Here is a 22,556-nt window from a genome sequence, read left to right on the forward strand (position 1 = left end):
TTTCACCTTTCTGTGAGGGGAATGAAAAGGATGAATCTAGATTTTTCGGCAATTACGCCTTCAATACCATATATATTAAAGGGCTTAGAAGTTACATTGAAAATTGTAGCTGCATCAGCTTTAGCGGGATTTATTTTAGGGACGTTATTAGCACTTTGCAAAATTGCTAGAATACGAGCATTAAATATTGCAGCAGATATATATACTTCAATATTTCGTGGTACACCACTTGTATTGCAATTAATGATTATTTATTTCGGTGTTCCGCAAATGATTGGATATGAGATACCAGCCTTTTTAGCAGCTGTACTTGCATTTAGCTTAAATTCAGGTGCATATATGTCAGAAGTAATTCGTGCCGGCATTCAAGCGGTCGATAAAGGACAAACAGAAGCAGCGATGGCTTTAGGGATTCCTTATGGGAAAATGATGAGAAATATTATTTTTCCTCAAGCTTTAAAAAATATATTACCAGCACTTGTAAATGAGTTTGCAACTCTTACGAAAGAATCGGCTGTAGTAACTGTAATTGGAGCAACAGATTTAATGCGCCGTGCTTATATTGTAGGCGGTGAAACATTTAAATATCTTGAACCATTACTGTTTGTTGGACTTATTTATTATATATTAGTAATTATTCTTACATTAGTCGGGAAGGCAATTGAAGGGAGAATGAAGAAAAGTGATTAAAATTGACAACCTTCATAAATCATTTGGAAAAAATGAAGTATTAAAAGGAATTACAACAACGATTGAAAAAGGAGAAGTTGTTGCAATTATCGGACCGTCTGGATCTGGAAAATCAACATTTTTACGCTGTATGAATGTATTAGAAGCGCCGACAGATGGTCACATTTGGATTGGAACGGAAGAAGTAACGAATCCGAAAACGAATATTATGCACGTTCGTGAAAATGTCGGAATGGTATTTCAACATTTTCACCTATTCCCTCATATGACTGTATTAGAAAATATTACTTATGCCCCTATCAATGTAAAAGGAGTGACGAAGCAAGAGGCTGAAAAAAAAGCTGAGAAACTTTTAGAAAAAGTAGGGTTATTAGATAAGAAAGATGCATATCCCAATCGTCTTTCAGGAGGACAAAAGCAACGTGTAGCAATTGCGAGGGCACTAGCGATGGAACCGGAAGTTATGTTATTTGATGAACCGACCTCTGCGCTAGATCCAGAAATGGTGAAAGAAGTGTTAGAAGTTATGAAATCATTAGTTACGACAGGAATGACAATGGCAATCGTTACACATGAAATGGGATTTGCAAAAGAAGTAGCAGACCGCGTACTCTTTTTAGATGGTGGAAAGCTTGTAGAAGATAGTGCACCAGCAGAATTTTTTGCAGCACCGAAAAGTGAGCGTGCGCAACAATTTTTACAAAAAATATTGTAATATGTCAAGGTTACGTGAATAATAGGTAGAAAAGGATGACATTGTGTCATCCTTTTTTTATACTAACTGTAAATACGTTTATACATATAGGAGCAATGCTATGTTCAGAATTGGATACCGTACAGTAAAAACAGCAATAGGGACAGGCGCCGCAGTTTTTATTGCTCAGTTATTAGGGTTAGAATTTTATAGTTCAGCGGGTATTTTAGTTATATTATGTGTACAAAATACGAAACGTAAATCACTTCAAGTGTCGTTACATCGTTTTTTAGCTTGTGTATTATCAATGGTATTCGCGTTTTGTATTTTTGAAACAATTGGATATACACCACTTGCAATTAGCATATTATTACTTACATTTATTCCGACTGCAGTTATGCTTAAAATTCAAGAAGGTATTGTCACGAGTTCAGTTATTGTGATGCATTTATATTCATTGAAACAAATTACATGGCTTATTGTTGGAAATGAAATTGCGATATTAACGATAGGGATTAGCGTGGCTTTATTAGTGAATATGTATATGCCAAGTAGTGAAAATAAGCTAAAAGAGTATCAGGATAAAATAGAAAGTAATTTTAAAACAATTTTGTTTGAAATGGTCGTGTATTTACGAAACAGAGAAAGTAGTTGGAGCGGGGCGGAACTTATTGAAACTGAAAATATGCTAAATGAAGCAAGGGATTTATCGTTTAAGAAACTTGAGAATGCATTTATGCGAGAAGATGGCTATTACTATCGTTATTTTAATATGCGCATGCAACAGTTCGAAATTTTAGAGCGGATGATACCATTAGCAGCTTCTTTATCATGGACATATGAACAAGCTGACATGATTGCGGATGTTGTTGAAAACATTGGAAATGCCATTAGCCCGGAGAGTACTGGGGTTATTTCCTTAAGACAGCTTCAAGAAATGCGAGAATTATTTAGAGACATGCCATTGCCAGTTACACGTGAAGAATTTGAGATACGTGCGAAACTTGTTCAACTTGTGTATGAAATGGAGCAATATTTACTCATTAAAAGTCGCTTTAAGGGAAAGGATAATATAAAAGAACTTATATAGAAGGTAGGAATTACATATGCCGTATCTTCTCTCTTTCATACTATGTCTTTCTTTATCACCGATCTGGCCTCTTGGTGATAATCCGCGTACAGGAGATCCTTTTATTATTGTAAATAAAGCGACGAATAAGTTAGCTTATATTGACGATGGGAAAATCCAAAAGGTTTTTCCAGTAGCGACAGGAAAAACGAATGAATTAACCCCAGAAGGAACTTTTGATATTGTAATGAAGGCGAAGGATCCGTACTATATTGCAAAGGATATTCCAGGTGGATCACCAAAAAATCCACTTGGATCAAGGTGGATTGGATTTAATGCAAGAGGAACTGATGGGAGTAAATATGGAATACATGGAACAAACCAACCTAGTTCAATTGGAAAGTATATTTCACAAGGATGTATAAGAATGAAGAAAAACGATGTGGAATATTTATTTGATCGTATTCCGATTGGAACGAAAGTATGGATTGTGAAATCGAAAAAATCATTTCAGCAATTGGCAAAAGAAAAAGGTGCCATTGCATATGAAAAAGTCGACACAAAAGTTGGCTTTTTCTTTTATTATAAGTTGTCTTGACATGTGTACATAACCATGCGTTAATGAAAATATAGAAAGATAAAGTGAAACTTTAATCAGTGGGAGGTTATTCCCCGCTGATTATTAGCCCACACAAATCGGGGTAAAAATAGATAAAGGGGTTGCTTATATGTACTTGAATCTGAAAATTTCTTATATGCAGTTTTTTGTGGGTTTTCTATTTGTTATTACATTCATATTGGCAACTTTTAATATATGTTCTTACGTTGTAGCGATTGTATTTATGGCATTACTCAATCTTACTTTTGTTATTGGGGCATTTCAGCAGAAACAATATACAAGTTTTGTAATAGCGCTTGTAATGGCTTTTTCCTTTAGCATTGTAGCAGTTGTACTATATATAAAATAAAATGTTCAATACAAAATAGACTATCTCGATTTCGAGATGGTCTATTTTGTATGTGTAAGCAGTAAAAAAAGGACGAGTGAATCGTCCTTTTTACCAAAACATACTTGCGCCAGTAAGTAATGTTGTTACAAGCATAGAAATTAGCATTATATAAACCATAATTTTTTGAGCTTTTTTATGCATAGTTAAACCTCCTTGCAAATCAGTACAATTTCATTGTAACGAGAAATGAAATTATGGACAAGGGGAGAGAAAGGACAAAATTCGGGAGGGGGGTGCAAAATATTACAGGAAATTTGAGCATACGTAGAGAATATGTTAAAAGGTAGATTATTAGTTTTTGTTATGCAAGCATGAAGAATGGAGATACGATGATGAAAATATACGAAACAGAGCGTTTACATTTAAGAGAAATTGATGAGTCGTATGCGGAAAAAGTTCTTCAATATTACGACAAAAATCGTGAGTTTTTAAAAGCGTGGGAAGAATATAGACCAGAGGATTTTTTCACGTTAGATTATCAAAAGAAAAAGTTACAAAAGGATAGAAAAGAGTTCGCGGAAGGTAAAATCATCAGACTGTGGATTTTTAAAAAGGGTGATGATACAAAAATTATTGGATGTATTTCATTTAATCTAATTGTTCGCGGAATTTATCAATCTTGTGTACTTGGCTATAAATTAGATAAGGAAGAATTGAATAAAGGTTATACAACAGAAGCGCTTAGAAAAGCAATTCAAGTTACCTTTAAAGAATTTCATTTACATCGTATAGAAGCACCGATCATGCCGCGTAATTTAGCATCTATACAAGTAGTGACGAAAATAGGATTTCAATATGAAGGTGTATCTCGAAAAATGCTAATGGTTAATGGTGTTTGGGAAGATCATATGCGCTGGGTGTTGTTAAACGAGTAATAGAAAGCAGATGGTATCTAGATGTGTGAACCATCTGTTTTTTGTCTTGTATTTCGAAACTTTTGCGAAATTCTGTTATAATTAATATTGTTACATACATAATGGTAGTGCAGGAGGCGCAGTCTTATGATTAATCAAGAACGTTTAGTAAATGAATTCATGGAGTTAGTACAAGTAGATTCTGAAACAAAATTTGAAGCAGAAATTTGCAAAGTGTTAACAGAGAAATTTACTGCTTTAGGTGTAGAAGTATTTGAGGATGACACGATGGGCGTGACTGGTCATGGTGCAGGTAACTTAATTTGTACTTTACCAGCAACAAAAGACGGTGTTGATACAATTTATTTCACTTCTCATATGGATACAGTAGTTCCTGGTAATGGAATTAAGCCTTCTATTAAAGATGGATATATCGTATCAGATGGGACTACTATTTTAGGAGCGGATGATAAAGCTGGTTTAGCATCTATGTTTGAAGCAATTCGTGTTTTAAAAGAGAAAAACATCCCTCATGGTAAAATTGAGTTTATTATTACAGTTGGAGAAGAATCTGGTCTTGTTGGTGCAAAAGCGTTGGATCGCGAGCGCATTACAGCAAAATATGGTTATGCATTAGATAGCGATGGAAAAGTTGGTGAAATCGTAGTTGCAGCGCCAACACAAGCGAAAGTGAATGCGATTATTCGTGGGAAAACAGCGCACGCTGGCGTAGCACCAGAAAAGGGTGTATCTGCAATTACTATCGCAGCAAAAGCAATTGCAAAGATGCCACTTGGTCGTATCGATTCTGAAACAACTGCAAATATTGGGCGTTTTGAAGGTGGCACACAAACAAATATCGTTTGCGATCATGTTCAAATTTTTGCGGAAGCTCGTTCTTTAATCAATGGGAAAATGGAAGCGCAAGTTGCAAAAATGAAAGAAGCATTTGAAACAACTGCAAAAGAAATGGGTGGCCATGCAGACGTTGAAGTAAATGTTATGTACCCAGGTTTTAAGTTTGCTGATGGAGATCACGTTGTAGAAGTTGCGAAACGCGCTGCTGAAAACATTGGCCGTACACCTTCTCTTCACCAAAGTGGTGGCGGAAGTGATGCGAACGTAATCGCAGGACACGGTATCCCAACAGTTAACTTAGCAGTTGGTTATGAAGAAATTCATACAACAAATGAAAAAATTCCTGTTGAAGAATTAGCGAAAACAGCAGAGTTAGTTGTAGCTATTATTGAAGAAGTAGCGAAGTAATTAACTAGAAAAAGCGTGTAAATCAATTGTGATTTACACGCTTTTTTATTTTGATTCAATTGCTTTCACAAGACGGATAAGCCAGTATAAGAAAATCCATGGGAGTACATAAGTTGTTGCGATGCTAAGTAAACGAGGAAGGAGTCCAGCCACATTAATATTGAACATCGGAAGTAGCAAATAATTGATTAAGATAATTAAAATAATAATAACGAATGTATAGTTGAGCTTATTATTTGGTTTCATAATAAGTCACTCCTTTTACAATAATATCCATACTTCGTATTAAGTATAGCAAAAATAAGGATAAAAAGAATAAGTAATTATTATATTGTACATGAATTTGATATAATAAAGGAACGGATGTTCTTTGGAGGAGATGAGTATTATGCGAGAAATGTATCCGAAAAATGGTCGTGTTATTTTACATGTAGATATGAATTGTTTTTTCGCATCTGTCGAAATTGCTCATGACCCATCATTACAAGGAAAGCCATTAGCGATTGCGGGGAATGAAAAAGAGAGAAAAGGGATTATCATAACATGTAGTTATGAAGCGAGAGCATATGGAATACGTACGACGATGCCCCTTTGGGAAGCAAAGCGATTATGCCCGCAATTAGTTGTGAGGCGTCCTAATTTTACACTATATCGCGAAGCTTCATTTCAAATGTTTCAAATACTTTCCCGTTTTACAGAAAAAATACAACCAGTTTCGATAGATGAAGGGTATTTAGATATTACAGATTGCTATGCACTCGGTTCGCCTCTTGAAATAGCAAAGATGATTCAAGGGGCGTTATTAACAGAGTTACAGCTTCCGTGTAGTATTGGAATTGCTCCAAATCTTTTTCTAGCAAAGACCGCTTCAGATATGAAAAAACCACTTGGTATTACTGTGCTTCGAAAACGTGATATTCCAGAAATTATTTGGCCACGATCAGTTGCAGAGATGCATGGAATCGGAGAGAAAACAGCTGAAAAATTAAATGATATTCATATACAGACAATTGAACAATTGGCAAAGGGAGACGAGCATATCATTCGCGCTAAAATTGGAAAGCACGGTGTTGATTTACAAAGACGTGCAAAAGGTATGGATGATAGGGAAGTTGATCCGAGTCAAATGGGACAGCATAAAAGTGTCGGTAATTCGATGACCTTTTCAAAGGATATGGATGAAGAGAAAGAATTACTTGATATGTTAGAACGTTTATCAAAGTCAGTGAGTAAAAGGTTACAAAAGCGAACCCTTGTCAGCTATAATATACAAATTATGATTAAATACCATGATAGGCGAACAGTAACACGGAGTAAGCAATTGAAAAATGCGATTTGGGAAGAATGCGATATTTTTCAAGCAGCATCCCGTTTATGGAAGCAACATTGGGACGGTGATTCCGTTCGTTTACTAGGTGTTACAGCTACTGAAATAGAGTGGAAGACAGAATCGGTGAAACAATTAGATTTGTTTTCATTTGAAGAGGATGCGAAAAAAGAACCGCTACTTGCTGTCATTGATCAAATTAATGATAAGTATGGAACATCGCTTTTACAGAGAGGTAGTCAACTACTACGTAAGCAAGAGAAGTCGTTTCAACAAAAGTTAGAAAATAAGTTTATGTAGAAGGTGTCATGAAGCAGTAAATATCATGGCACCTTTCATATTTAACTCGCTTCTAAATCTAAAGAAGTCTTCCACCCAGCAGCAGTAACGCCAGATTCTAATAACATTCTACTTACTATTTTTTCAATTAAGATAGCCGCATTTGTCTTGCAATGTAATGTAGCCTGTATACAGACTTTTTGATTAGAATCTACATCATCACTATATAACTCTTTTAAACCGAGACCCTCTGTACTTACCATATGCATAAGTAAAAAACGAATATGTGCTTCATTTTCTTCTGAACAAGTAAGAGAAAGGAAGTAGTTTGTTTGTTCAGGTGATTCTTCTTTTGATTTTTTATTCATAAAGAGAGCGATTGGGCGAAGTAGTATATTTGCTAGTAAAACGCCGGCTGCACCTAATATAGCTGCAAGAAGGAAGCCAGCGCCTGTAAGAGTGCCAACAGCAGCTGCGCACCATAAAGTAGCCGCAGTATTTAGTCCTCTAATACTAAAACCGTCGCGGATAATAACGCCGCCTCCTAAAAAGCCAATCCCACTAACAACTTGGGCAGCGATACGTGATGGGCTAGCATCATGATCAAGCATGACGGATAATAAAACAAATATACAGGCACCAAGTGATACGAGAGCATTTGTCCGCAAACCAGCCATTCGATGTCTCCATTGTCTTTCCATTCCGATGCAAGCTCCTACAATGATTGCTATCAATAATCTTAATACAATGTCATACCATACCATCATGGTCACCTCCGTACATATAAGTACGTGTTATGTTTTTTAGAATGAGTGGGGAGTACCCACTCATTCTTATTTTTACAACCAGCTATGAAACTTTTTAATATAAACTCTTTTCAGAAATTGTGTTAAGAAAGCATAACCTAATAATATTCCTATTAGCCACGGGAAGTAGCATAGTGGTAATGCTTGTAAACCAACTGCTGCACCAAGTGGTGAGAACGGAATATAAATTCCCATTGCCATAATACAAGCGGTTAATAAGAGAACTGGTATTGATGCAGTACTTTGGATGAACGGAATTTTCTGTGTTCTAATCATGTGGACAATTAATGTTTGAGTTAGTAACCCAACGACAAACCAACCGGATTGGAATAGCGATTGTTCGCTAGGTGTATTTGCACCGAAGACATTCCACATGATTACGTATGTGATAATATCAAATATGGAACTAATTGGACCGATGCAAATAATGAAGTTCCGTAAGTTTGCAGTATCCCATTTTCTCGGTTTTTCTAAAAACTCTTTATCCATTTTGTCCCATGGAATAGACAGCTGTGAAATATCATAAAGCAAGTTTTGAATTAAAAGGTGAATGGCAAGCATCGGTAAAAAGGGAATGAAAGCACTCGCTACTAACACACTAAATACATTTCCAAAGTTTGAGCTAGCCGTCATTTTAATATATTTTAAAATATTTCCGAACGTAGTGCGTCCTTCTAAAATACCAGCTTCTAATATAGTTAAACTTTTTTCAAGCAGAATAATATCGGAAGACTCTTTTGCGATATCGGTTGCAGTATCAACAGATATTCCAACGTCAGCATCACGTAGTGCTACGGCATCGTTAATACCATCCCCCATATAACCTACTGTATGACCGTTCCCTTGTAAGACACGAATAATGCGAGATTTTTGCATTGGATTTAGTTTTGCGAACACTGTTGTTTCTTCGGCTAGTTTTGCTAATGCTTTATCTGGTAAAGGATCGATCTCGTAGCCAAGGATAGGCTCTCCAATATTTAATCCCACTTCTTTACAAACTTTTTTTGTAACAATTTCATTATCACCAGTTAAAATTTTTACTTGTACACCATGTTTCTGTAATGCTTGAATAGCAGCAGCTGCAGATGGTTTCGGTGGATCTAAAAAGCCAATGTATCCAGCGAGAATCATATTAGTTTCATCTTTTACAGCGTACTCTTTATCATTTAGTTTTCTATCTTTTTTATAGGCTACAGCAATCACACGCATACCTTCGCCATTCAATTTCTCGCTTAGTTGTTTGACATTTGAACGTATTTCCTCGGTAAGTTGAACAACCTGTCCATTCGATTCAGTGTAATTACAAATTGATAAAATTTCTTCTACGGCACCTTTACAAACCATTGTATGTTCACCTGAGATATCTTTGACGATGACGGACATGCGACGGCGAGCAAAATCAAATGGAATCTCATCTAGTTTTTGAAACGTTGAAGGGTCGAACTTTTGTTTTTCTTCTGTATGCTCAATAACAGCTTTATCTATTAAATTTTTCAATCCCGTTTGATAGAAGCTATTTAAATAGGCAAAGTGTAATACACGATCACATTCATTTCCGTTAGGATCTAAATGACGAACTAGGACAACTTTATCTTCTGTTAAAGTTCCAGTTTTATCTGTACAAAGAATGTTCATCGCACCTAAGTTTTGAATAGAATTTAGCTGTTTTACAATAACTTTTTGCTTAGACATGTTAACAGCACCTTTAGCTAAATTAGCAGTTACAATCATTGGTAACATTTCAGGTGTAAGACCAACTGCAATAGCGATAGCGAAGAAGAAAGCTTCTTGCCAGTCACCTTTTGTGAATCCATTAATAAGAAGGACAATGGGGGCCATAATAAGCATGAATGTAATTAAGAGCCAGCTTACTTTGTTTACACCTTTATCAAAGCTTGTTTCTGTGCGCTGTCCAATTACTTTATTCGCTAAAGAGCCGAAATACGTATCGGTACTTGTTGAAACGACAACAGCTTTTGCGCTACCGCTTACAATATTCGTACCCATAAAGCAAAGGTTTTCCATATCGAGTGGATTGAAATTTTTTTTCATATTTTTCGGTAACATATGCTTATTTTCTGTATGGTAGCAGTTTTCGTATTTTTCTACAGGAAGTGCTTCCCCGGTTAATGAAGACTGATTAACAAATAAATCTTTAGCTGATAAAATACGCACATCAGCTGGAACGATGTCACCGGCTGAAAGTGAAATAATATCGCCAGGTACAAGTTCTTCAATTGGAATTTCTATTGTATAATTTCGATTTAAATTCGTTACGTTTTTTGTTTCGTGTACAAATCCATCTATTCTAAAGACGCTCGCGGTTGTTCGAACCATAGCCTTTAACTTATCTGCGGCTTTTTGAGAGCGGAATTCTTGTGAAAAGCGAATCGTTGAACTTAGCAGTACCATTACAGATACGACAATTGTTCCTTGTATGTCATCTGTGAAAAAAGAGAGTGCTCCAAGAGCTAATAAAACAAAAATAAATGGATTTTTAAATGCCAGCAGAAATTGAATGTACCACGGCAATGATTTATTATGAGCAATTTCGTTCGGACCATATAAAGAAAGTCTACGAGACGCTTCTTGTTTCGAGAGTCCATTTTCTGTTGTTTCTAGAAGTTTTAATGCAGAGTTTATATCTTGTGTTGCAACTTCCACTAATACTTTGTTATTTGTTTGCATGCTATCTCGATTGTAAGCATGCTTCGTTTCTTGTCTGTTTAAATTTAACATTGGTAGTTCCTCCTTTTTCATGAAGGAGGAAACAATCTGTTACTCGACTATTTAAAATTGGGAGGAACAGTTTCTTTCCTACCTACATGGTGAAAAATTAACGTAAAACATATGGGTATCTGGGCCGAATCATCACTTGTCACTGTTCCTCACCTCCGTACAATTAGTAGTTTCTGAATATGCTATGTTTGTTTCATAGTAAGGTGCATAAAGACATAAAAAGACCTTTACTCACAACGAGTAAAGGTCTGAATTCGTAGTCAAAAAGAGTCAACAACAAAGACTGTTAGTAAACATAGATAAAAACAGTTTTTGTGTATGACAAAACATACGCACCTCTCCCTCGTTGAGTTTTAGCACTGTATAGCATAGGTACTGAAACCAGCTACGTTAAAAAAGGCCTTCATTCCGACCTTTCCTGTTGACCCATTGGCGTCTCTCGACATTTTTGGGCAGCAGCGTTTCTCTATACAGGAGCCTCACCTAACAGAGACCATATTCAATTACATGTTGAATGTTAGCACTGTAAATTTGTAGTGTCAATATCTTTTTTTTGAAAAATTAAATAGATTTATGATGGCTATATAGTAGGAAATAAGAGGAGTATTTTTGAAATAAGGTGGGAAAATAAATACTTTAATGAACATAAATAAAAAGCACTGATTACAGTGCTTTTTATTATAGATTATGAAATTGTAGCATTTTCAAAAATGACAATTTCTGAACTATTTGTCGTTGAAACGCGTTGTGCGTAATATGTTAAAGCTGAAGAAATATATGTTGGTAACGTCTCATTTGTATGAGATGTTGTATATTCATGAATTAATTCTTTTAAAGTCGTCCACTCTAGTTGTGCTGGGTGATCAGAAACGAAAGAACTTACCCAGCGATCAAATGAAGATGAAAAATCAGTTTGTAAACGAAATACTTCTTTCATAATAAAACGCTCCCTTGAAATGTGATAGTATTATTCTACTACAAAACACGAACGATTGTTAAGTTTTTTATTTATAATGTTCGTGTTATATAGTTGTCTAGATGATTGGTTATGCAAATTCAATTTGCCATTTGAAATAACATTCCGTAAGATGAGAGATAGATTATATAAAGAGCTGGAGGAAAGAAAGTGGAATTTGTATTTTTAGGAACTGGTGCAGGTGTTCCTTCGAAAGGAAGGAACGTTTCGGCAATTGCTTTGCAATTGTTAGAAGAACGAGGACAGACTTGGTTATTTGACTGTGGTGAAGCGACTCAGCATCAAATTTTACATACATCTGTGCGCCCAAGACGCATTGAAAAAATATTTATTACGCATTTACATGGCGATCATATTTTTGGATTGCCAGGTTTATTAGGAAGCCGTTCGTTTCAAGGTGGAACAACACCGTTAACAGTATACGGGCCAAAAGGAATTAAACAATTTATTGAAGTAGCATTATCAGTAAGTACGACACATGTAAAATATCCACTTGAAATTGTTGAGATAACAGAAGAAGGTACTGTGTTTGAAGATAATGAATTTTATGTGGAAACGAAAAGATTGTCACATGGTATTGAATGTTTTGGATATCGTATTGTAGAGAAGGATATACAAGGTGCTCTTTTAGTCGATAAATTGCTGGAGATGGGTGTGAAACCCGGTCCACTCTTTAAACGTTTAAAAGATGGAGAAGTAGTTGAGTTAGAAAATGGTACGATACTAAATGGAAAAGATTTTATCGGTCCACCTCAAAAGGGAAGAATTATTACCATTTTAGGTGATACAAGATACTGTGAAGCGAGTAGAGAGCTGGCACAAGGCGCAGACGTACTTGTTCATGAAGCAACTTTTGCGGCAGAAGATGAACAACAAGCGTATGACTATTTTCATTCCACATCTAAGCAAGCTGCGAGTATTGCACTTCAGGCAAATGCAAAACGATTAATATTGACTCATATTAGTTCTCGTTATCAAGGAGATACATATAAGGAATTATTGAAAGAGGCAAGAGAGCTATTTTCTAATACAGAAATAGCTACGGATTTAAAATCATTTCCAGTAGAAAGATAATAATGTTGTGAAAAAATGGTGACGAAAGGTTGCCATTTTTTATTTCTAAAAAAATTTTAAAATAAAACTGTTATAATTTTATGTTTATATTGGATGACACAGAAAGTTTTAAAGAAGTGAAGATATAGGATGAAAATACATAATACCGATTATCTAGAAAAACTGTTATATAAGTCAGACGACTTACGAGTGGTACAAATAGCAAAAAAAGATTTTTATTCAGAACTTTTAAAATTCATTAAAAGTAAGCGTTTTATTAAAAACAAGCTATAATGAGGGCAGATTATAATTTATTGTAGGCTACATGCGTTTTAGCCATTTGTCTTAACAAGTGAAGTTGACTAAGCAGAGAGAGCAACATAGAGATTATAAAAGGATATTACTATTATTTGTACTAAGTCTTTTTTCACTCTTTAGCTTTAAAGCACCAAAAGGTATGAAAGCAATGGGAGTTTCACTTGTTTATGCTATGCTTGTAAGGGGTTCTGTGTTAAACTTTGGATTGCTACCAGACTTTATTGTGGATTATCTTATATTATTTTTAAATGAAGGTAATGCTAAGTTTCGTATTTATTATTATAACTGGTATTATTTCAAGATACATTGGTTCATTGTTATTCAAAAACTATCCAATTCGTACAACGGAACAAATTTGTGGTACGACTGGAAAAGCAACCGTTTCGGTAGCTTAATAGAATAGTAGAAAATAATTTTTTCATAGAGGTTTAGGGGGAGTTATGATGAAGTATCGCTCAGTGTTTGATATTATTGGTCCAGTTATGATCGGCCCATCAAGTTCACATACAGCAGGCGCGGCAAGAATGGGGCAAGTTGCTCGTCAGTTGTTTCGTCATGAGCCAGAGAGAGTTAGCATTTCATTATATGGTTCATTTGCAAAAACATACCGTGGTCACGGTACGGATGTAGCGCTAATCGGTGGAATACTAGGATTTGAAACAGATGATTTACGTATTCCAAGTGCGTTAGATATTGCAAAAGAACGCGGGATTGAAGTGGAATTCATTGAAGAAGATGCAAATGCTCCGCATCCAAATACAGCGAAAATTCGTCTGTATAAAGGTGAAGAGGAAATTGAAGTTGTTGCTTGCTCAATTGGTGGCGGTAAAATTGAAGTTGTAGAATTAAACGGATTCGATCTTCAATTAACAGGCACGAGTCCAGCACTACTTATTGTAAATAATGATCGCTTCGGTGCTATCGCAGCTGTAGCTTCAATTCTTGCTAAGCATGAGATTAACATTAGTACAATGAGTGTTTCTCGTAAAGAAAAAGGAAGAAGAGCGCTTATGGTCATTGAAACAGATGAATTATTAGCAGATGAAGTAATCGCGGAAATAAATGGGCAACAAAATATTTGTCAAGTAACTATTATGGATTAATTGCAGGGGGGACACACCATGTTTCGGAACGCAGCGGAACTAGTGGCGCAAGCTAAAGAGCAAAATGTAAAAATCGCAGAAATTATGATTCAATGTGAAATGGAAACAAGAAGTATCACACGTGAAGAAGTAATTGCTGGAATGGAAAAGAATTTAGTCGTGATGGAGCAAGCAGTAGAACGCGGTATTCGTGGTGTAAAATCACCAACTGGTTTAACTGGCGGGGATGCTGTGAAAGTCCAAGCGTATATGCAGAGTGGAAAAGGCTTATCTGGAGATACGATTTTGGACGCAGTGAGTAAAGCTGTCGCAACAAATGAAGTAAATGCGGCGATGGGAATCATTTGTGCAACACCAACAGCAGGATCTGCTGGAACAGTGCCAGGTGTACTTTTTGCACTGCAAGAAAAATTACAGCCGACACGCGAAGAAATGATTGAATTTTTATTTACAGCAGGAGCTTTCGGTATGGTTGTTGCGAATAATGCTTGTATTTCCGGCGCTGCAGGAGGTTGCCAAGCTGAAGTAGGTTCAGCAAGTGGAATGGCAGCGGCAGCCGCAGTTGAGATGGCTGGTGGAACACCAGATCAAGCAGCTACAGCGATGGCAATTTCATTAAAGAATATGCTTGGTTTAGTGTGCGATCCTGTTGCAGGGCTTGTAGAAGTACCTTGTGTAAAACGTAATGCAGCAGGAGCTGCGAATGCGATGATTTCAGCTGATTTATCATTAGCTGGTGTAACTAGTACAATTCCATGTGATGAAGTTATTGAGGCGATGTTTAGAATTGGACAAACGATGCCAGTAGCACTTCGTGAAACAGCAGAAGGTGGACTTGCAGCAACACCAACAGGTCGTCGTCTGCAAGAAGAGATTTTTGGTAAGAGTAATAACTAGAAGCATATGATTAAAATAAAAACGGAGCTCAAATAAAATTGAGCTCCGTTTTTTATGTTTCTTCTGCTATTTTTTCTAATGTTTTTCCAAGATCATGTGATCGTTTCGTTGCTTGTGTAATACATGAGATTAATGCTTGTTGAAAATTATGCTCCTGTAACACTTCAATACCTGCTTCGGTAGTTCCGCCAGGAGAAGTAATTTCTTTTCGCAAAATAGAAGGGTGTTTTTCGCTTGCTTTTAGCATTTCAGCAGCACCAATCATCGTCTGAAGAATAAGTGATTTTGCAACATCTTCTTTTAAACTAATTTTTTTTGCGGCGTCTTCCATCGCCTCTACTACGTAATAAATATAAGCTGGTCCACTTCCAGACAATGCAGTGACAGCATGCATATCTTCTTCCTCTACAACAGAGACGAGACCGATTGTTTCAAATAACGATGTTGCAATGCGAATATGTTCTTCCGTTGCATGTTCTGAAGGTGAGATAGCAGTAGCGGACTTTAAAATAGCCGCAGATGTATTTGGCATCGCACGAATAATCGGAACGTCTTTTTGAAGTAGGTTTCTAATTGAATGAGTAGAAACACCTGCTAACAACGAAATAATAAGCAAGTCATTATTTATGTATTCTTTAAGAGGAATCATCGCTTCTGCGACATCTTTTGGCTTCATAGCTAGAAAAAGAATATTTGCATCAGCAAGTAATTCTTTTTTGTTATGTGTACCTTTGACACCGTATGTTTTACGTAACTCCTGTAATCTTGTCTCATTAGAACGATTACTTACAGTGATATGTTCCCCTTTAACAACATTTGCGTTTAATAAACCACCAATAATCGCTTCGGCAATAGAGCCTGCACCGAGAAAGGAAATGTTTTGAATAGACATGATGTTCCTCCTTTAAATTTGGTTAGAAATACTTATAAATGTACATAAATTCGTTTTTTTATGGAAAACACCTCTTTTTATCTGAAAATAATGACAAATTTATAGGGAAGTTGTAAACTGAAGAGGTATTCATTTTTGAACCGGAAAAAGACAGGGGGGCTAAGCATGACGGCGATTCATCGAATGGAGATTCCTGTTCCATTTGCAGTTGAGACAGTGAATGTGTTTTTAGTTGAGGGAGAAGCATTAACGTTAATTGATACAGGGACAAATACAGAAGAAGCAAAGAAGGCACTAGAAAGCCAATTAGGTGCATTAGGGTATAAGATAGAAGATATTGAAACGGTAGTTATTACGCATCACCATGCGGATCATTGTGGACTTTTAAATACATTTTCTGAAAAAGTAAAGATTATTGGACATCCTTGGAATGAACCTTGGATCACGCAGAATGCCGAATTTTTAAAGAGGTATCATGAATTTTTTAAAGAGACGGCCTTGCAGTTCGGCGTTCCAGCAGCATTTTTGAATGGTGAGGCATTATTGACGACGAAGACACTTAAATATTCTTGTAATAGGTCGTTAACACATACCGTGAGAGAGGGAGATCGTATAGATTCGTTACCTGGATTTACAGTGATTGAAACCCCAGGTCATGCTTCTACTCATATTTCATTATATAGAGAATCAGATGGAATATTAATTGGTGGAGATGCTCTCATTAGTCATATTTCTTCAAATCCAATATTAGAACCACCATATGAAGGGCAAACAGAAAGAGCGCATCCTTTGTTGCAGTATAATCAAACGTTAAAACGTTTAAGTGAAATGAATATTTCACGTATTTTATCCGGGCATGGGGAAGATGTTCTGAATGTGAAACAACTTATTGAAACAAGATTACAAAAGCAAGAGACACGTGCTTTTAAAGTGCTGGAGCTATTAAAGGAAAAGCCAATGACAGCATTTGAAGTATGTGTAAAACTATTTCCGGTATTATATAAAGAGCAATTGCCACTTACTATCTCAGAAACTGTTGGACAATTAGACTTTTTAGCATATAATCAACAAGTGATGATTGATGAATCTTCACCACAATTGATTTATTATGCAAAGTAGGTGACAGCAATGACGGGACGTTTACAGGACAAAGTAATCGTCATTACAGGTGCTTCTAGTGGAATTGGAGAGCAAGTTGCAATGCAAGTTGCAGAGCAGGGAGCAACTCCAGTATTAATGGCTCGAACAGAAGAGAAGCTACAAGCATTAGCAGACAAAATTAAAGCAACTTATAATACGCCTTGCTATTACTATGTATTAGATGTAAGTGAAGAAACGAAAGTACAATCTGTTTTTTCAAAGGTATTACAAGAAGTAGGACGTATTGATATATTGGTAAATAATGCTGGGTTTGGTATTTTTAAAACGTTTGAAGATGCTTCAATGGATGAAGTAAAGGATATGTTTCAAGTCAATGTATTTGGATTAGTAGCTTGTACGAAAGCGATATTACCTTATATGGTAAAAAGGAACGAAGGACAAATTATTAATATTGCTTCATTGGCTGGAAAAATTGCAACTCCGAAGTCGAGTGCTTATGCAGCAACAAAACACGCTGTATTAGGATTTACGAATAGTTTGCGTATGGAGTTATCTAACACAAATGTGTATGTAACAGCAATTAACCCAGGACCGATAGACACGAACTTTTTTGAAATAGCCGATCAATCAGGTACATATGTGAAAAATATGGGACGTTACATGTTAAAGCCAACATATGTAGCAGAACAAATCGTAAAGGCGATGCAAACGAAAAAACGTGAAGTAAACTTGCCGAAGTGGATGGGAATGGGGCCAAAGCTCTACGCATTATTCCCAGGTTTATTTGAACGTGTTGCAGGCAAATCATTAAGTAAAAAATAGGAGATTTCCATATGGAAATCTCCTATTTTTTTATTTTCCAGTCACATAATCGTAAACGATATCCTCAACTGCCTCGTATACATCAATTTCAGTATTTGAATGAATCATCGTTTGAATATGTTTAATTAGCATTTCCTGATCCTCTTTTGAAACAGGATTACATTGATATTGCCGAAAACTTTTTGTAATCATTTTCTCAATTAATTTTTCATTCATGTTTTTCCCCACCTGTATGTATACATGTATTGTTTTATTGTACTTGAAGTGAAATAAAAATACTATTATACATTGTTTTTGTATAAAAATTAGATCGTATATATTGTTTTCTTAGTAAAATTAAGTTTTTTAAGTTTTAAAAATTTATAAATATTTAATTGACTCTATAAATATACAATATTATAATCATACTTAATTTAAAGAATCGATATGAGGAGGAGCTTATGAAAGTCGCAATTATTGGAGCAACTGGATATGGAGGCATTGAGTTAATTCGGTTATTAGAACAACATCCATATTTTTCGATAGCATCTCTCCATTCTTTTTCACAAGTTGGTGAGTGTATAACAAATGTATATCCGCATCTTCGAAATGTTCTTGTCCATACGTTACAAGAAATTGATGTGGAGGCAATAGAAAAGACCGCGGAAATTGTATTTTTAGCAACCCCGGCAGGAGTATCGGTAGAGTTAACTCCAAAATTATTACAGGTGGGTTTAAAAGTAATTGACCTATCTGGAGACTTTCGTATGATAGATCCCTCGTCATATGAACTGTGGTATAAAAGGCAAGCTGCACAGGAAGAAATTCTTAGGAAAGCAGTATATGGGTTAAGTGAATGGAAAAGGTCCGAGATTCAAAATGCAGATTTAATTGCAAACCCAGGATGTTTTGCTACAGCGGCATTATTAGCGATAGCGCCGTTAGTACGTATCGGCATGATTGAAGAAGATTCGATTATTATTGATGCGAAATCAGGAGTATCTGGAGCGGGCAAAACGCCAACAACAATGACTCACTTTCCTGAGTTATACGATAACTTGCACATTTATAAAGTAAATGAGCATCAACACGTTCCTGAGATTGAGCAAATGCTTGCAGAGTGGAATAGGGAAACGAATCCAATCACGTTTAGTACACATTTAATACCGATATCACGGGGGATTATGGTTACACTTTATGCGAAAGTGAAACGAGAAATGAAGATAGCACAACTTCAAAAATTATATGAAGAAACGTATGAACAATCGGCTTTTATTCGAATTCGCACGCAAGGAGAGTTTCCAAGTCCAAAAGAAGTGAGGGGCTCAAATTATTGTGATATGGGGATAGCTTACGATGAAAGAACAGGAAGAGTGACAGTCGTTTCTGTTATAGACAATATGATGAAAGGCGCAGCTGGGCAAGCGGTTCAAAATGCAAATTTATTAGCGGGACTAGAAGAAACAACGGGTTTACAGCATATGCCGCTTTATCTATAAGGGGGACATGATGATCAAAGTAGAGTCTATTACAAAATTAGAAAATGGTTCAATTGTAACGCCGAAAGGCTTTTCGGCAATCGGTACTGCAAATGGTTTGAAAAAGGAGAAAAAGGATTTAGGTGCAATCGTTTGTGATGTACCAGCATCATGTGCCGCTGTTTATACAACAAATCAAATACAAGCAGCCCCGCTGCAAGTAACGAAAGACAGTATAGCAGCTGAGGGGAAATTGCAAGCAATTATCGTCAATAGTGGAAATGCAAATGCTTGTACAGGAATGAAAGGATTACAAGATGCATACGAGATGCGTGCATTAGGGGCGGAACATTTTGGAGTGAAAGAAAACTACGTTGCAGTGGCTTCAACGGGTGTAATTGGTGTTCCTTTACCGATGGATATAATCCGAAAAGGAGTTGCAACTCTTATACCGACAAAGGAAGTAAGTGAAGCACATTCTTTTTCTGAAGCGATTTTAACGACGGATCTTATAACGAAAGAAACTTGCTATGAGATGATCCTTGATGGAAAAGAAGTGACCATTGCTGGTGTTGCTAAAGGTTCAGGCATGATTCATCCGAATATGGCAACGATGCTTAGTTTTATTACAACAGATGCCAATATAGAGCATGAAGTATTGCAAACAGCATTATCACAAATTACGAATCATACATTTAATCAAATTACAGTAGATGGAGATACTTCTACAAATGATATGGTCATAGTTATGGCAAGTGGATTATCGGAAACGAAACCAATAAATATGGAACATACAGATTGGGAAACTTTCGTATTTACTTTACAAAAGTTATGTGAAGATTTAGCAAAAAAAATTGCGCAAGATGGTGAAGGGGCTACGAAGTTAATTGAAGTAAATGTACTAGGGGCTAAAGCAAATGAAGAGGCAAAGAAAATTGCAAAGCAAATAGTTGGTTCGAGTCTTGTGAAAACAGCAATATACGGTGAGGACCCAAATTGGGGGCGAATTATTAGTAGTATTGGACAAAGTGAAGTAGCTATTAATCCAAATACAATTGATATTACTCTTCAATCTATCTCGGTATTAAAAAATAGTGAGCCTCAAACATTTTCTGAAGAGGAAATGAAAAAGAGATTACAAGAACATGAAATTATTATTGATGTTTATTTACATTTAGGAGAAGAAACAGGATCAGCTTGGGGCTGTGACTTAAGCTATGAATATGTGAAAATAAACGCTTGTTATCGTACATAAGGAGAGGGAAGATGAGCGATTATATTGTAGTGAAATGCGGCGGTAGTATGTTGAATCAATTAAATGATCTGTTTTTTGATTGTATAAAGAAATTGCAACAAAAGTATAAGGTAGTGATTGTTCATGGTGGTGGTCCAGAAATTGATGCCAAATTAATAGATTGTAACATCAAAGTAGAAAAAAGAGATGGGTTACGAGTAACACCAAAAGAAGTTATGGATATTGTTCAAATGGTGCTATGCGGAAGTACGAATAAAAAACTCGTAATGAATTTACAAAAGCATAATTTACTTGCGGTAGGTTGCTCAGGATGTGACGGCAATTTACTTCAAGTTCAACCTGTCAGCGAGGAGATAGGATATGTGGGAGAAGTAAGTTATGTCGAAACAGCCTTACTAAAAGGATTAATAAATATGAATTATATTCCAGTTATTGCTCCAGTCGGCATACATGATAATGAGATTTATAACATAAATGCGGATACCGCCGCAGCTGGAATTGCGGCCGCGCTATCCGCAAAAGAACTTATTTTTATTACAGATGTAGATGGAATAGTACATGAAGGAAAATTAGTAAAGAAAACGGACGAATTTGAAATTGATACTTTTATTGAAAAAGGAGTTATTACAGGCGGGATGATTCCGAAAGTACAGGCGGCACTAGCGTCATTAAAAATGGGAGTGCAAAAGATAAGTATTGTGAACGGTACAAAAGATTTTACTGAAGTTACGGGAGAGTGTATCGGAACGACAGTAACGAAAGGAGTGAGTATCGTATGACAAGTCATCTTTTTCAAACGTATGGGAGAAGAAATATTGAGTTTGTAAAGGGAAAGGGAACGAAAGTTATTGATAACAACGGTAAACAATATTTAGATTTTACGTCAGGGATTGGTGTATGTAATTTAGGACATTGTCACCCTACAGTGATGAAAGCTGTACAAGAGCAACTTAATGATATATGGCATATATCTAACCTGTTTACAAACAGCTTACAAGAAGAAGTCGCGTCATTATTAACAGAAAATATAGCATTAGATTATGTTTTTTTCTGTAATAGCGGGGCAGAAGCGAATGAAGCAGCTTTGAAGTTAGCGCGTAAGCATACTGGAAAATCTCTCGTCGTAACATGTCTGCAGTCTTTTCACGGTAGAACATTCGGAACGATGAGTGCGACGGGGCAAAATAAAGTGAAAGAAGGATTTGGTCCACTACTTCCGTCTTTTTTACATATCCCTTTTAACGATATAAAGGCATTAGAGGAAGTAATGAATGAAGAAGTTGCGGCGGTAATGGTAGAAGTTGTTCAAGGAGAGGGAGGAGTCATACCTGCCGCTCTATCTTTTTTGAAAGCAATTGAAACATTATGTAATAAGTTTGGCTCCTTATTTATTATAGACGAAGTACAAACGGGGATAGGAAGAACAGGAACACTATTCGCTTACGAACAAATGGGAATAAAACCTGATATCGTTACTGTTGCAAAGGCACTAGGAAATGGTATTCCTGTTGGAGCGATGATTGGCCGGAAAGAACTCGGAACATCGTTCACTGCAGGATCACACGGTTCAACTTTTGGCGGGAATTATATTGCGATGGCTGCAGCGAAAGAAGTATTACAAGTAAGTAAAAGACCATCGTTTTTTAAAGAAGTACAAGAAAAGGGCGAGTACGTATTAGAGAAGTTGCAAGAGGAATTACAACATGTCGAATGTATTCAAAATATACGTGGTAAGGGGCTTATGATTGGAATTGAGTGTAAGCATGAAGTTGCAAGTTTTATAGAACAACTAGAAGAAGAAGGACTTCTCGTATTACAAGCAGGACCTAATGTTATAAGACTATTACCGCCACTCATTGTAACGAATGAAGAGTTAGAACAGGCAGTATATATGATAAAAAAAGTAGTTTGTACAAAAAACGTATCAATCATATAAGGGGGAAGTTTC

25 protein-coding genes and 1 riboswitch are annotated in these 22,556 nt (G+C 36.1%); of the genes, 18 read left to right on the plus strand and 7 right to left on the minus strand.

Annotated features, from left to right (window positions below):
- Positions 1-30: 30 nt before the first annotated feature.
- The 5 genes from JDS80_RS01845 (at position 31) to JDS80_RS01865 (ending at position 3,421) form a co-directional block, all read left to right on the plus strand.
- Entirely contained in the window at positions 31-690 is a 660-nt protein-coding gene (locus JDS80_RS01845) for an amino acid ABC transporter permease (protein ID WP_001046912.1), read from the plus strand.
- The gene (locus tag JDS80_RS01850) at positions 683-1,405 is read left to right on the plus strand and encodes an amino acid ABC transporter ATP-binding protein (RefSeq protein WP_071771622.1); all 723 of its coding nucleotides are present in this window, start codon (positions 683-685) and stop codon (positions 1,403-1,405) included. Before JDS80_RS01845 ends, JDS80_RS01850 begins: the two co-directional genes overlap by 8 nt.
- 100 nt (positions 1,406-1,505) lie before the next feature.
- Positions 1,506-2,474, plus strand: coding sequence for an aromatic acid exporter family protein (locus JDS80_RS01855; protein WP_071771621.1), 969 nt, complete (start codon positions 1,506-1,508; stop codon positions 2,472-2,474).
- Positions 2,475-2,490: 16 nt separating this feature from the next.
- A complete protein-coding gene (locus tag JDS80_RS01860; RefSeq protein WP_071747058.1) occupies positions 2,491-3,051 on the plus strand; it encodes a L,D-transpeptidase in 561 nt (186 codons plus the stop codon).
- A gap of 130 nt (positions 3,052-3,181) precedes the next feature.
- Positions 3,182-3,421: a DUF3894 domain-containing protein gene (locus tag JDS80_RS01865; RefSeq protein WP_199636895.1), complete on the plus strand. Its 240-nt coding sequence runs from the start codon at positions 3,182-3,184 to the stop codon at positions 3,419-3,421.
- 90 nt (positions 3,422-3,511) lie between these two features.
- On the opposite strand, the gene prli42 is transcribed toward JDS80_RS01865, so the two are convergent.
- Entirely contained in the window at positions 3,512-3,604 is a 93-nt protein-coding gene (prli42, locus tag JDS80_RS01870; RefSeq protein ID WP_000549036.1) for a stressosome-associated protein Prli42, read from the minus strand.
- Between the two features lie 188 nt (positions 3,605-3,792).
- On the opposite strand from prli42, the gene JDS80_RS01875 reads away from it, so the two are divergent.
- The gene (locus tag JDS80_RS01875) at positions 3,793-4,338 is read left to right on the plus strand and encodes a GNAT family N-acetyltransferase (RefSeq protein WP_071747056.1); all 546 of its coding nucleotides are present in this window, start codon (positions 3,793-3,795) and stop codon (positions 4,336-4,338) included.
- Positions 4,339-4,464: 126 nt separating this feature from the next.
- Positions 4,465-5,583: a tripeptidase T gene (locus tag JDS80_RS01880; protein ID WP_071747055.1), complete on the plus strand. Its 1,119-nt coding sequence runs from the start codon at positions 4,465-4,467 to the stop codon at positions 5,581-5,583.
- 45 nt (positions 5,584-5,628) lie between these two features.
- Here JDS80_RS01880 and JDS80_RS01885 read toward each other — a convergent pair whose 3' ends face one another.
- A complete protein-coding gene (locus JDS80_RS01885; protein WP_071747054.1) occupies positions 5,629-5,829 on the minus strand; it encodes a hypothetical protein in 201 nt (66 codons plus the stop codon).
- Between the two features lie 142 nt (positions 5,830-5,971).
- Between JDS80_RS01885 and JDS80_RS01890 the strand changes: the two genes are divergently transcribed.
- On the plus strand, positions 5,972-7,210 hold the full coding sequence (locus tag JDS80_RS01890; protein WP_071771618.1) for a DNA polymerase IV: 1,239 nt from the start codon (positions 5,972-5,974) through the stop codon (positions 7,208-7,210).
- Positions 7,211-7,251: 41 nt separating this feature from the next.
- Here JDS80_RS01890 and JDS80_RS01895 read toward each other — a convergent pair whose 3' ends face one another.
- The 3 genes from JDS80_RS01895 to JDS80_RS01905 all read right to left on the minus strand — a co-directional run bounded on the left by JDS80_RS01895 (position 7,252) and on the right by JDS80_RS01905 (position 11,671).
- Complete coding sequence (locus JDS80_RS01895; protein ID WP_199636897.1) at positions 7,252-7,953, minus strand: MgtC/SapB family protein; 702 nt, start codon at positions 7,951-7,953, stop codon at positions 7,252-7,254.
- Positions 7,954-8,028: 75 nt separating this feature from the next.
- Positions 8,029-10,734: a magnesium-translocating P-type ATPase gene (gene mgtA, locus JDS80_RS01900; protein ID WP_199636899.1), complete on the minus strand. Its 2,706-nt coding sequence runs from the start codon at positions 10,732-10,734 to the stop codon at positions 8,029-8,031.
- A gap of 330 nt (positions 10,735-11,064) precedes the next feature.
- A riboswitch (M-box (ykoK) riboswitch) is annotated at positions 11,065-11,232 on the minus strand.
- Between the two features lie 187 nt (positions 11,233-11,419).
- The gene (locus JDS80_RS01905) at positions 11,420-11,671 is read right to left on the minus strand and encodes a DUF3932 family protein (protein ID WP_002145851.1); all 252 of its coding nucleotides are present in this window, start codon (positions 11,669-11,671) and stop codon (positions 11,420-11,422) included.
- Between the two features lie 189 nt (positions 11,672-11,860).
- Here JDS80_RS01905 and rnz point away from each other — a divergent pair, with 189 nt between their 5' ends.
- The 4 genes from rnz (at position 11,861) to sdaAA (ending at position 15,081) form a co-directional block, all read left to right on the plus strand.
- The gene (gene rnz, locus JDS80_RS01910) at positions 11,861-12,784 is read left to right on the plus strand and encodes a ribonuclease Z (RefSeq protein ID WP_071747050.1); all 924 of its coding nucleotides are present in this window, start codon (positions 11,861-11,863) and stop codon (positions 12,782-12,784) included.
- A gap of 337 nt (positions 12,785-13,121) precedes the next feature.
- Positions 13,122-13,484: a hypothetical protein gene (locus JDS80_RS01915; RefSeq protein WP_206774443.1), complete on the plus strand. Its 363-nt coding sequence runs from the start codon at positions 13,122-13,124 to the stop codon at positions 13,482-13,484.
- Positions 13,485-13,524: 40 nt separating this feature from the next.
- Positions 13,525-14,184 carry an L-serine ammonia-lyase, iron-sulfur-dependent subunit beta gene (gene sdaAB / locus JDS80_RS01920; protein WP_002088527.1) on the plus strand — a complete coding sequence of 220 codons (660 nt, stop codon included), beginning with the start codon at positions 13,525-13,527 and terminating at the stop codon, positions 14,182-14,184.
- Between the two features lie 18 nt (positions 14,185-14,202).
- Positions 14,203-15,081 (plus strand): L-serine ammonia-lyase, iron-sulfur-dependent, subunit alpha, encoded by an 879-nt coding sequence (sdaAA, locus tag JDS80_RS01925; protein WP_098888588.1) that lies wholly within the window; start codon positions 14,203-14,205, stop codon positions 15,079-15,081.
- A 52-nt stretch (positions 15,082-15,133) separates the two neighbouring features.
- On the opposite strand, the gene proI is transcribed toward sdaAA, so the two are convergent.
- Positions 15,134-15,973: a pyrroline-5-carboxylate reductase ProI gene (gene proI / locus JDS80_RS01930; RefSeq protein WP_199636901.1), complete on the minus strand. Its 840-nt coding sequence runs from the start codon at positions 15,971-15,973 to the stop codon at positions 15,134-15,136.
- Between the two features lie 165 nt (positions 15,974-16,138).
- On the opposite strand from proI, the gene JDS80_RS01935 reads away from it, so the two are divergent.
- Positions 16,139-17,092, plus strand: coding sequence for an MBL fold metallo-hydrolase (locus tag JDS80_RS01935; RefSeq protein ID WP_199636903.1), 954 nt, complete (start codon positions 16,139-16,141; stop codon positions 17,090-17,092).
- A gap of 9 nt (positions 17,093-17,101) precedes the next feature.
- Positions 17,102-17,896, plus strand: a complete 795-nt coding sequence (locus JDS80_RS01940; RefSeq protein ID WP_199636905.1) for an SDR family oxidoreductase — start codon at positions 17,102-17,104, stop codon at positions 17,894-17,896.
- A gap of 30 nt (positions 17,897-17,926) precedes the next feature.
- Here JDS80_RS01940 and JDS80_RS01945 read toward each other — a convergent pair whose 3' ends face one another.
- On the minus strand, positions 17,927-18,112 hold the full coding sequence (locus tag JDS80_RS01945) for a YqzH family protein (RefSeq protein WP_071771607.1): 186 nt from the start codon (positions 18,110-18,112) through the stop codon (positions 17,927-17,929).
- Positions 18,113-18,336: 224 nt separating this feature from the next.
- On the opposite strand from JDS80_RS01945, the gene argC reads away from it, so the two are divergent.
- From argC to argD, 4 genes are read left to right on the plus strand one after another with little or no spacing between them, the layout of a single operon-like run.
- Positions 18,337-19,374: an N-acetyl-gamma-glutamyl-phosphate reductase gene (gene argC, locus JDS80_RS01950; RefSeq protein WP_199636907.1), complete on the plus strand. Its 1,038-nt coding sequence runs from the start codon at positions 18,337-18,339 to the stop codon at positions 19,372-19,374.
- Between the two features lie 10 nt (positions 19,375-19,384).
- Complete coding sequence (argJ, locus tag JDS80_RS01955; protein WP_199636908.1) at positions 19,385-20,608, plus strand: bifunctional glutamate N-acetyltransferase/amino-acid acetyltransferase ArgJ; 1,224 nt, start codon at positions 19,385-19,387, stop codon at positions 20,606-20,608.
- Positions 20,609-20,619: 11 nt separating this feature from the next.
- Positions 20,620-21,387, plus strand: a complete 768-nt coding sequence (argB, locus tag JDS80_RS01960; RefSeq protein ID WP_199636910.1) for an acetylglutamate kinase — start codon at positions 20,620-20,622, stop codon at positions 21,385-21,387.
- On the plus strand, positions 21,384-22,544 hold the full coding sequence (gene argD, locus JDS80_RS01965) for an acetylornithine transaminase (RefSeq protein ID WP_199636912.1): 1,161 nt from the start codon (positions 21,384-21,386) through the stop codon (positions 22,542-22,544). Before argB ends, argD begins: the two co-directional genes overlap by 4 nt.
- Positions 22,545-22,556: the final 12 nt, after the last annotated feature.

Origin of the sequence: Bacillus cereus group sp. N8 (assembly GCF_016483685.1) — a bacterium.
Taxonomy (GTDB): domain Bacteria; phylum Bacillota; class Bacilli; order Bacillales; family Bacillaceae_G; genus Bacillus_A; species Bacillus_A proteolyticus.